Annotated in this window: 11 protein-coding genes; all 11 read right to left on the reverse strand. The window is 64.1% G+C overall.

The window, feature by feature from the left end:
* Positions 1-90: 90 nt before the first annotated feature.
* Positions 91-741, reverse strand: coding sequence for an ISNCY family transposase (locus tag CG471_RS27405; protein ID WP_257211709.1), 651 nt, complete (start codon positions 739-741; stop codon positions 91-93).
* A complete protein-coding gene (locus tag CG471_RS31555; RefSeq protein ID WP_257211710.1) occupies positions 726-857 on the reverse strand; it encodes a hypothetical protein in 132 nt (43 codons plus the stop codon). The genes CG471_RS27405 and CG471_RS31555 overlap by 16 nt, the downstream gene beginning before the upstream one ends.
* Positions 858-1,025: 168 nt before the next feature.
* Complete coding sequence (locus tag CG471_RS27410; RefSeq protein WP_099234399.1) at positions 1,026-2,330, reverse strand: MFS transporter; 1,305 nt, start codon at positions 2,328-2,330, stop codon at positions 1,026-1,028.
* Positions 2,327-2,986, reverse strand: a complete 660-nt coding sequence (locus CG471_RS27415; protein ID WP_099234400.1) for a TIGR02281 family clan AA aspartic protease — start codon at positions 2,984-2,986, stop codon at positions 2,327-2,329. The genes CG471_RS27410 and CG471_RS27415 overlap by 4 nt, the downstream gene beginning before the upstream one ends.
* Positions 2,986-3,774: an MBL fold metallo-hydrolase gene (locus CG471_RS27420; RefSeq protein ID WP_099234401.1), complete on the reverse strand. Its 789-nt coding sequence runs from the start codon at positions 3,772-3,774 to the stop codon at positions 2,986-2,988. The genes CG471_RS27415 and CG471_RS27420 overlap by 1 nt, the downstream gene beginning before the upstream one ends.
* On the reverse strand, positions 3,771-4,559 hold the full coding sequence (locus tag CG471_RS27425; protein ID WP_099234402.1) for a TatD family hydrolase: 789 nt from the start codon (positions 4,557-4,559) through the stop codon (positions 3,771-3,773). Before CG471_RS27425 ends, CG471_RS27420 begins: the two co-directional genes overlap by 4 nt.
* A gap of 3 nt (positions 4,560-4,562) precedes the next feature.
* Complete coding sequence (gene metG / locus CG471_RS27430; RefSeq protein WP_099234403.1) at positions 4,563-6,131, reverse strand: methionine--tRNA ligase; 1,569 nt, start codon at positions 6,129-6,131, stop codon at positions 4,563-4,565.
* A 43-nt stretch (positions 6,132-6,174) separates the two neighbouring features.
* Positions 6,175-7,146 carry an AAA family ATPase gene (locus CG471_RS27435; RefSeq protein WP_099234404.1) on the reverse strand — a complete coding sequence of 324 codons (972 nt, stop codon included), beginning with the start codon at positions 7,144-7,146 and terminating at the stop codon, positions 6,175-6,177.
* Positions 7,143-7,769, reverse strand: coding sequence for a dTMP kinase (tmk, locus tag CG471_RS27440; protein ID WP_099234405.1), 627 nt, complete (start codon positions 7,767-7,769; stop codon positions 7,143-7,145). The genes CG471_RS27435 and tmk overlap by 4 nt, the downstream gene beginning before the upstream one ends.
* Positions 7,766-8,929 carry a D-alanyl-D-alanine carboxypeptidase family protein gene (locus CG471_RS27445; RefSeq protein ID WP_004207133.1) on the reverse strand — a complete coding sequence of 388 codons (1,164 nt, stop codon included), beginning with the start codon at positions 8,927-8,929 and terminating at the stop codon, positions 7,766-7,768. The genes tmk and CG471_RS27445 overlap by 4 nt, the downstream gene beginning before the upstream one ends.
* Before the next feature lie 47 nt (positions 8,930-8,976).
* Positions 8,977-9,963: a septal ring lytic transglycosylase RlpA family protein gene (locus CG471_RS27450; RefSeq protein WP_099234406.1), complete on the reverse strand. Its 987-nt coding sequence runs from the start codon at positions 9,961-9,963 to the stop codon at positions 8,977-8,979.
* Positions 9,964-9,985: the final 22 nt, after the last annotated feature.

A 9,985-nucleotide genomic window follows, 5' to 3' on the forward strand; every position in this document is an offset into this window, starting at 1 on the left:
ACACCCACGGGCCACGTTTTTTAACGGGGTCATGCCTCCAATAAGCCATCGGCCGCGACCCTCCCGGCCGCACCATAGCACGACCCGTTTCTACCGCGCACAGGCGGGCTCAGCCGGCGACGGTTTTCTAGGATGTCGCGCTCCTCCGTCATCCGGGCCAGATCGCGCTTCAACTGGCGGATTTCGGCATCCTTGGAAGACACTATGCTGATCAGAGTAGAAGGGCACCGGCTTGCCGTGCTGATCGATATACTCGCGCGTCGCCTTCATATAGGCGAAGGTGCTCTCGCTCTCGACCATCTTGAGGTGCATCAGTTCGCTCGTCGCGTCGTCGATATAGACGAGCAGGGTGCATTGCGGCCCGCGATCCTCGAACCACCAGTGCTTCGATCCGTCGATCTGGATCAGTTCGCCGCGGCAGTCCCGGCGATAGCGCGGCTGATATGGGCGAGGTCGGCGGGCTTCTCGATCCTTCCACAAACCCGCTTCCATCATCCGCTTGCGCAGCGTCTCGCAGCCGGCCCTGATGCCATGGCGTTCGGCCAGATACTCACGCGCCAACGTCGGCCTGAAATCCGCATAATGCGCGCGGACCAGCGCAACGACCTGTTCGCGAAAGCTATCGCTATGCCGTCGGTTGCTCGGCCGACCGCGCTTGCGAGACATCAGGCCGGCAGCGCCGTCTTCACGGAGCCGGCCCAGCAAACGGAAAACCTGCCGACGCTTCAAACCCAGCAGCATCGCCGCATCTTCAACCCGAAGTTCGCCGCATCTTCAACCCGAAGTTCGCCGCGCTCCACGCGCATCAGCGTATCAAATCGCGAAAGCTCGCCTTGGCTCATCGCCAGCACCGTCATAGTCTGGTCCTCCCGTGGGAAGACCATGAACACCGCGATCGCCGCCGAGCCTCGAGAGTGTCATCTCTATCTAGCGGAGGGGTGTCATTTCTATCCGGGCTCTACACACAAAAAGTCTGATAATATATATTATGTTAAATTCATGTTGACTGTGAAGTCCTTGCCGGATCAATCCTCCAGGATGCGGCTATGGGCCTTGGTGTCGCGCATGCGGATATAGACGGTCAGCGAGATCGCGATCATGACGCTGACATAGATATAGAAAGCGGATTCCATCCCGGACTGCTTGAACCAGAGCGCGACGAACTCGGCCGTGCCGCCGAACAAGGTATTGGCGAGCGCATAAGGCAGCGCCACGCCCAATGCGCGGATATGCGCAGGAAACAGCTCGGCCTTCACCACGGCGTTGATCGAGGTATAGCCGGTGACGATCACCAGGCCCGCCATCACCAGCAGCCCGGCGACCAGCGGATCGCGTGTCACTGCCAGGGTCGCGAAGATCGGATAGGTGCAGAGCACGCCCATGATACCGAAGCCGATCATCAGCGGCTTGCGCCCGATCCGGTCGGACAAGGCACCCGCCAAAGGCTGCAACAACATGAAAATGAACAATGTTATCCCATTGATTTCCGATGCTGTTTCACGACCGAAGCCGGCTGTGTTGACGAGGAATTTCTGCATGTAGATGGAATAGGCATAGAAGGCGATCGTGCCGCCGGCGGTCAGCAGCATCACCGTCAGCGTCTCGCGCGGATGGTTGGTGATGAGTTCGATGAAGCCGGACTTGGGTGCGCCTTCGGCCTTGGCGACCTCATAGCTCTGGGTTTCTGCGAGGCCGCGTCGCAGCCAGAAGACGATCACCGCCAGCGCGCCGCCAATGGCGAAGGGAATGCGCCAGCCCCAGGCGTCAAGCTGCGCCTCCGTCAGGATCGACTGGAGCAGCAGCAGCACGCTGATCGCCACCAGCTGCCCGGCGATCAGCGTCACATATTGGAAGCTGGAGTAAAAGCCGCGCCGGTCCTTGCCGGCCATTTCGGTGAGATAGGTCGCGCTGGCGCCATATTCGCCGCCGATCGACAGGCCCTGCATCAGCCGGGCCAGCACGAGCAGCAATGGCGCACCGACACCGATCACCTCATAGCCCGGCGTCACCGCGATCAGCAGTGATCCGGCACACATCAGCGACACTGACAGGGTAAGCCCGCTCTTGCGGCCGTGACGGTCGGCATAGACGCCCATCAGCCAGGCGCCGATCGGTCGCATCAGGAAGCCCACGGCAAAGATGCCGGCCGCGCTCAGCAACTGGGCGGTGCGATCCTCGCTCGGAAAGAAATGCGGGGCGAAATAGAGGGTGAAGGCGGCATAGGCATACCAGTCATACCATTCGACCAGATTGCCGGTGGAACCGCCGATGATCGCCTTGAGCCGGGCCCTTTTGTCGGGTGCGGCACCCTGCCCCTCATGTGACGTCATGGCGTCAGCACCATTTCACCATTTTCAACGCTCCAGCTTTTGAGACGGGACAGCATGTTCATGCCGATGACATTGACGTCGCCCAGCGCCGGCGAGACGACAACCTCGACATCATTGGCGCGCAGCGGCCCGACCGTCAGCGTCGAGATGCTGGCGCGGCGCGCGTCGATCTTGCCATTGGCGGTGTTGAGCGGGATCGCTGGCGCATTCATGTCGATATTGAGGCCGGTGGCGCGGGCGGTATTTTCCGAAAGGGCGGTGATGGTCGCGCCGCTGTCGATCAGGAAGCGCGCGGACATGCCATTGACCATGCCCTCCACCCAATAATGGCCGTCCGGTGCGACCGGAATGCGCACCACCTGCCCATCGGACTGGATCGGCGGTGGGGCCGGCGGCGGCGCGGGCTGTGATAAGGGTTCGACACTGTTCTGCGGCTGGAGCAAGGCCCCCTCCTCCGCTGCGAACCGTGCCGGCATCAGTCCCGCTTTCTGGGCGAAGGTGAAGAGGCCGAGCAGGGCGCCGAAGATCAGCACCCAGAGCTGCGCCATCCGCACGAAGCTGCCCAGCGCGATGCGGCGGCCAATGAGCGCGGAGCCGACCAGGACCAGGGCGAGCAGATACCAGATGCTGGACATCGCCTGATCCGTGCCGTCCATCAGTGGGGTGCTCCGTCGTTAAGGTCGATGACCAGCCCATCATAGCCCGGCTCCACGCCTTTGGGGAGCGTGGCGCACAGGGTCGCATAGTCCATGCTCTGGTCCATATGGGTCAGGATCGCGCGATCGGGCTGGGTTGCCATGATCCCCGCCAATGTCATCTCCAGATGGGCATGGGTGGGATGCGGCCGGGCGCGCAGCGCATCCACCACCCAGATGTCGAGATCGTCGAACAGCGCCAGCATATCCGGCGTTATTTCATGAAAATCCGTGGCATATCCGACATGACTATCATCATGACTGAAGCGAAATCCAGTCGAATAAATGTCGCCATGAGGCATGTCGGTGCAGGCAATGTCGATATCGCCGATCCGCAGCCCGTCGGGCAGATCATGCGGGATGATGATCGGGGGATAGCCCCCCCTCCCCGCAAAGGCATAGGCAAAGCGGGCCTGGAGCAGGCGCATCGTCTGGGTGCGGGCATAGCCCGGGATTGGGCTGCCACGATGATGGAACAACTGGCGAACATCGTCGATGCCATGGCTGTGATCGGCATGGTCATGCGTCCACAGGATCGCATCGATGTCGATCACGTCGGCCGCCAGCAACTGCGCCCGCAGATCCGGGGATGTGTCGACCAATATCCGGGTCGTCGCGCTTTCCACCAGGATCGAGACGCGGGTGCGGCGGTTCCTGGGTTCCTTGGGGTCGCAGGCGCCCCAATCATTGCCGATCCGGGGAACGCCGGAGGAGGTGCCGCTGCCAAGGATGGTCAGCTTGAGGCTCATGCCTGCGGCCGGCCCTCAATCTTGGCGAATAGACGCAGGAAATTGGCCGATGTGGCCGCCGCCAGATCCTCGATGCTCTCACCGCGCAGATCGGCAAGGAAGCGGGCCGTGTCGGCAACGAAGGCCGGTTCGCACGGCTTGCCGCGATGGGGCACCGGGGCGAGGAAGGGCGAGTCCGTTTCCACCAGCAGCCGGTCGAGCGGCAGGCGCGCCGCCGTTTCCTGCAGATCCTTCGCGCTCTTGAAGGTCACGATGCCCGAAATGCTGATATAGAAACCCAATTCCATCGCCGCATCGGCAAAGGCGCCGCTGGCGGTGAAACAGTGGATGACGCCGCTATAGGCCCCCTTCCCCATTTCGTCCCGCATGATCGCCAGCGTATCCTCTTCCGCTTCGCGCGTATGGACGATCAGCGGCAAGCCGGTCTCGCGACAGGCGGCGATATGGCTGCGGAAGCTTTTCTGCTGCCGCTCGCGATCGCTATGGTCGTAATAATAATCGAGGCCCGTTTCGCCGATGCCGACGACGCGCGGATGGGCCGCGCGCTCGACCAGCTTGGCGGTGTCGACATGGGGATGCTCGTCCGCCTCATGCGGATGGATGCCGACGGTCGCCCACACGTCCGCCTCGCGCACCGCCGTGCCCAGCACATCGTCCCACTCGCTTTCGCGGGTGGCGATGTTGAGCATCAGGTCGACGCCGCGCGCACGGGCACGTTCCAACACATTAGGCTGATCTTCGATCAACCCCTTGTAATTGAGGTGGCAATGGCTGTCGATCAACATCCGTCAGGCGTCCGCTTCGGTCAGTTCCAGGCGCGGAAAAAGCGGCTTGGGCGCGGCCAGCCCGAAATCGCTTTCGGCCAGATCGCTATACCAATGATCACCGATCGCGCCATAGCTGCGCTTGTCCGCCGGCACGCCCATATGGTCGAGCAGCGCGGTGGCGCTCGCCGGGATCACCGGCTGGATCGCGACCGCCAGCTGGGCGATGGCGATATAGAGCGTCGCCAGCACCGTCTCCATCCGCTGGGGATCGGTCTTGCGCAGCGACCAGGGCGCCTGCGCGTCGATATATTGGTTGCAGGCAAAGGCGGCGCGCAGCCAGGCGTCGATCGCCACCGAAGGCGCCAGATCGGCCATGGCGGCGGGCATATCGCTGCGCACGACCTTGTCGATCAGCGCGAACAGCTCTGTATCGGCGGCGTCATGGCCGTTCACGGCCGGCAGGCGACCTTCCAGATTTTTCGCGATGAAGCTCAGCGTGCGCTGGGCCAGATTGCCGAACGCGTTGCCCAGATCGCTGTTCGAGCGCTGGACAATCGCTTCGGCGCTATAGCTGCCGTCATTGCCGAAGGTCACTTCGGACAGCAGGAAATAGCGCAGCTGGTCGACGCCGAAGCGTTCGGCCAATTCCATCGGATCGGCGACATTGCCGACCGACTTGGACATCTTCTCGCCGCGGTTCAGCAGGAAGCCATGGCCGAACACCTGCTTGGGCAGCGGCAGCTTCGCGCTCATCAGGAAAGCCGGCCAGTACACCGTATGAAAACGCACGATATCCTTGCCGATGATATGGGTGATATCGCCACCCTCGGCCCAATAGCGCGCCATCCGTTCGGCATCGTCAGGATAGCCACAGCCGGTGATATAGTTGGTCAGCGCATCGACCCAGACATACATGACATGGCCGTCTGCGCCAGGCACCTGGACACCCCAGTCGAAGCTGGTACGCGAAATGCTGAGATCGGACAGACCGCCTTCGACGAAGCGCAGAATTTCGTTGCGCCGGCTTTCCGGACGGATGAAATCGGGCTGGCTGTTATAGAGGTCGAGCAGCTTGTCCTGATATTGGGACAGGCGGAAGAACCAGCTTTCCTCGACGGTCCATTCGACCGGCGTTCCCTGCGGCGACAGCTTTACGCCACCCTCGCCCTCGGTGATTTCCTTCTCGTCATAGAAGGCTTCGTCGCGGACCGAATACCAGCCTTCGTAGCGGCCCAGATACAGGTCGCCATTGGCCTCCATCGCCCGCCAGATCGCCTGGCTGGCGCGGTGGTGATCGGGTTCGCTGGTGCGGATGAAACGATCATAGCTGATATTCAGGCTATCGCTCATCTGCTTGAAATAGGACGACATTTCATCGGCCAGTTCGCGCGGCTCGATGCCCCGGTTGCGCGCCGTCTGAGCCATCTTCAGCCCATGTTCGTCGGTCCCGGTCTGGAAGAAGACATCGCGGCCCATCATCCGCTGGAACCGGGCGATCGCGTCGGTGGCGATCACCTCATAGGCATGACCGATATGCGGACGGCCGTTGGGATAGGAAATGGCGGTGGTGATGGTGTAAGGCTGCGACATGCAGCCTCCCTAGCGGCTGTTCGCGTCGCCGCAAAGCCGCTTTTCAGGTCGCCGCCTCAGCCAATGCCGCCACATGCCCACCCAGCTCGAAAACAACCGAGGCCGGGTCGAGCGACAGGATCACCGCACCGCCCGCCAGATGCCGCGCAGCTTCCCAATGATCGAGCGCGCTGCCCAGTGCGGGGCCATGGCGGGTCCGGGCGGCCTGGGCAATGAAGGCAGGCGCGCGCTCCAGAAAGGCTTCGTACCGCGGCTTGGCCGCCTTGCCCGCCAACGTCTTAGCCAGGCGCAGCCGTTCCCGATTGCCCGGATCACCATCGGCAGCGATCGCCAGCAGCGATTTTTCGAGGCCCGCAAGGTCGAGGCCCGCATAGCGCAGCGCGCGACCGGGCGAGCCCTCCCCGGCGCGCAGCAGTGCGTCCAGTTCCAGCCCGGACAGGCTTTCATCCTCGCGCCGGAGCACCGTCGCCATGGCGCCGTCCGACAGCGGATCGAAGCGCATCGTGCGGCAGCGCGAGCGGATGGTGGGCAGCAGCCGGCCGGGCGCATGGCTGACCAGCAGGAAGATCATGTCCGCCGGCGGCTCTTCCAACGTCTTGAGCAGGGCGTTGGCGGCGCCGCGCTCCAGATCATCGGCGCTGTCGATCATGACGATGCGACGGGAGGAGAGCGACGGCGCCGACTGGATCAGCCGTTGCAGGCCGCGCACCTGATCGACGCTGATGTTGCGCGCGGTAACGCCATCCTTTTCCAGCGGCGCCAGTTCGGCATAATCGGGATGCGCGCTCGCCTCGATCAGGCGGCGGATTGGATGACTTTCGGGAACGGCAAGCCCCTCGCCCTCGATCTTCGGGCCGGCTGCATCCGCCAGCAGGCGCATCGCCATGGCGCGGGCAAAGCTGGCCTTGCCGATGCCGCGCGGGCCGGTCAATATCCAACCATGATGCATGCGGCCGCTGCTTGCCGCCGCCAGCAGGGTCTGCGCCTGGGCGTCGTGCCCGACCAGTGACGTCATGACAGCAGGTCGTCCAGTGCCGCGAGCAGCCGGGCAGTGACATCGTCCGCCGCGCCCGACGCATCGATTGCGCGGACCCGCGCCGGCTCATCTGCGGCAAAGCGGACGAACGCATCGGCCACGGCCCGATGAAAGGCGCGGTCGCGACCGCCGATCCGGTCCGACACGTCGCCGTCACGGGCATGGGCGCGAGCTTCCGCCTCCGCTTCCGGCAGGGTCAGGAACAAGGTGCGATCGGGCAGGAAGCCGGCGCTGCCGATCTGGTGCAGCGCCAATATGTCGGCATCGCTGAGGTCACCCTGCCCCTGATAGGCGCGGCTGCTGTCGAGAAATCGATCGGACAGCACCCAGGCGCCACGGGCCAGCGCCGGGCGGATCGTCTTTTCGATATGGTCGGCGCGCGCGGCCGCGAACAGCAACGCTTCGGCACGGGCATTCCAGCGGTCCGCACCACCAGTCAGCAGCATGGCGCGGATCGCCTCCGCCCCCTCGCTGCCGCCCGGCTCGCGGGTCTCGACAACCTCCAGCCCGCGCGCCCGCAAGGCCGCCGCCAGCGCACGAAGCTGGGTCGACTTGCCGGCGCCCTCGCCGCCTTCGAGCGTGATGAAACGGCCTGTGATCACCCGAAGAAGGACTTCAGACCATTCCAGAGACGACCGAAAATGCCCGCTTCCGCGACATCTTCACCAGCGACCAGCGGCAGCACCTGTGGCGGCGTATCCGGGGTCTGGACGATGAGCTGGGCGATCTGCTGCCCCTTGGCGATCGGCGCCTTGATCGGGCCAGTATAGACGACCTTCACCTTCACATTGGCCGACGCGGTGCGCGGCATGGTGACCGCCATATTCTGGGGCGCGACCAGCGACACGGTCGATGCGCTGCCCAACTGGACCGCGGCCGTCTCGACCGTCTGCCCCTTCTTGAACAGCGGCTGCGCCTTCCAGGCGCGGAAGCCCCAATCCATGAAGCGGACGGATTCGGTGATCCGGCCGTTGAAGCTGGTCAGGCCGGCGACCACCATCACCAGGCGGCGGCCATCCTGTTCGGCCGAACCGGTGAAACCGAAACCGGCTTCCTCGGTATGGCCGGTCTTGAGGCCGTCGGCGCCCGCGATCTTGCCCAGGATCGGATTGCGATTGGCCTGCGCAATGTCGGAGCCGCCCATGGTCTTGCCCCAGGTGAAGGAGCGGGTGGCGTAGAATTTCTTGTAGAGATCGGGCGTCTCGACGATCGTGGCTTCGGCAAGCTTGGCCAGATCTTCGGCGGTGACATAGGTCACGCCCTCGTCAGGCCAGCCATTGCTGGTGCCGAAATGGCTGTTCTTGAGGCCCATGCGCTTGGCCTCTTCGTTCATCAGCGCGACGAACGCCTGCTCAGTGCCGGCAATGCCCTCAGCCAGCACGACGCAGGCGTCATTGCCCGACAGGGTAACGATGCCGTGCAGCAGATTTTCGACCGACACCTGCTCGCCCACCGACAGGAACATGGTCGATCCGGCCTTGGGGCCGTGCCATTGCTGCCAGGTTTCCGGACGGACCGTGAATTTGGTGTCGAGCTTGAGTTCGCCCTTCTGGATCAGACGGAAGGCGACATGCGCCGTCATCATCTTGGCCATCGAAGCCGGCGGCATCCGGGTCTCGCCGCCCTTGTCATAGAGGACGGCGCCCGAGGAAAGATCCTTAAGATAGGCGATCGGCGCCTCGCTCGTATAGGGTGGGGCCGCGGCAACCAGCGGCTGGGCCAGCAGACCGACGAAGAGAGTGGCAGCAACGGTTTTCTTCATGAACTCAAGCCTTCGACTGGATAGATTCGCTGGACGCATCGCTATGATTAGCGCGCGTCATTAGCCATGACACTGACATTCGCAAAGCCCTTCGCTGCCGCCGCCTTCACGCCGGCCTGCGCCGCCGCCTGCGAGGGATAGGGACCATAGCGCACCCGCCAGACCGAACCGGCCGCCACGGCATGCGCGCCGATCTGCTTGGCCAGCGCCTCGGCCCGGCTCTGCGAGGAAAGAGCAGCAACCTGAACGACATAGCCGCCAGATACCGGTTTTGCCGATACCGGTTTTGTCGGTGCCGTGGCCTTCGGGGCCGGCTTGGGAGTGGGCGGTGCGGGCGTATCGAAGGATGCGCCGCGACGGCTGGGGCTGCTCGCGACCGGGATCGCCTGAACGACGGGGCGTGCGGTCTGAACCTGCGCCGGCGGGCTTGCCGGCACTTGCGCCAGACGCCCGCGCAGCACCTTCAGCAGGGGCTGCGGTGTCTCGATCCGCTCGGGCGCGCGGTGATGAGCGCGCAGCAGCGCCTTTTCCTGCTCGGGCGGATTGACCCGGCGAACGCGAACGGCCGCAGCGCCGTCGCCGGTAATGCCCAGTTGTTCGGCCGCGCCACGCGACAGGTCGATGAGCTTGTCGTCGCTGAACGGACCACGATCGTTGAGCCGGACCAGAATGGTGCGACCGCTGCCCAGCGCCGTCACCTCAACATAGCTTGGCAGGGGCAAGGTCTTGTGCGCGCCGCTGATCGCCGACGGCACGAAATCCTCGCCATTGGCCGTCGGCTTGCCCGTAGCCTCCTCGCCATACCAGCTGGCATAGCCGACCTCGTCATAATTGACCGGATCGGCCGGGACATAGGTCTTGCCGCCCACGCTATAGGGTTCGCCGATCTTGACCGGTTCGTCCGCAACCGCTGGCGCCGTTACAGGTGGCGCGGGGCGTGGCGCCGGCGGCGCCGCGGCCTGCTCGCTGCCGCAGGAGGCGAGCAGAGACGCCGCGGCGCCCAGCGTGATCCAGTTCCTATTGCTTGACCGCATCGGCCAGCAACCCCACGGAAAG

The sequence above is a fragment of the Sphingobium sp. IP1 genome, assembly GCF_002708645.1.
GTDB classification, from domain to species: Bacteria; Pseudomonadota; Alphaproteobacteria; order Sphingomonadales; family Sphingomonadaceae; genus Sphingobium; species Sphingobium yanoikuyae.

What these genes read in the sequence shown, in the direction of transcription:
- CG471_RS27445 (WP_004207133.1), bottom strand. Translation starts at nt 8,929, where the DNA reads ATGAAGAAAACCGTTGCTGCCACTCTCTTCGTCGGTCTGCTGGCCCAG.
- CG471_RS27415 (WP_099234400.1), bottom strand. Translation starts at nt 2,986, where the DNA reads ATGGACGGCACGGATCAGGCGATGTCCAGCATCTGGTATCTGCTCGCC.
- CG471_RS27450 (WP_099234406.1), bottom strand. Translation starts at nt 9,963, where the DNA reads ATGCGGTCAAGCAATAGGAACTGGATCACGCTGGGCGCCGCGGCGTCT.
- CG471_RS27425 (WP_099234402.1), bottom strand. Translation starts at nt 4,559, where the DNA reads ATGTTGATCGACAGCCATTGCCACCTCAATTACAAGGGGTTGATCGAA.
- CG471_RS27410 (WP_099234399.1), bottom strand. Translation starts at nt 2,330, where the DNA reads ATGACGTCACATGAGGGGCAGGGTGCCGCACCCGACAAAAGGGCCCGG.
- CG471_RS31555 (WP_257211710.1), bottom strand. Translation starts at nt 857, where the DNA reads ATGACGGTGCTGGCGATGAGCCAAGGCGAGCTTTCGCGATTTGATACG.
- metG (WP_099234403.1), bottom strand. Translation starts at nt 6,131, where the DNA reads ATGTCGCAGCCTTACACCATCACCACCGCCATTTCCTATCCCAACGGC.
- CG471_RS27420 (WP_099234401.1), bottom strand. Translation starts at nt 3,774, where the DNA reads ATGAGCCTCAAGCTGACCATCCTTGGCAGCGGCACCTCCTCCGGCGTT.
- CG471_RS27435 (WP_099234404.1), bottom strand. Translation starts at nt 7,146, where the DNA reads ATGACGTCACTGGTCGGGCACGACGCCCAGGCGCAGACCCTGCTGGCG.
- CG471_RS27405 (WP_257211709.1), bottom strand. Translation starts at nt 741, where the DNA reads ATGCTGCTGGGTTTGAAGCGTCGGCAGGTTTTCCGTTTGCTGGGCCGG.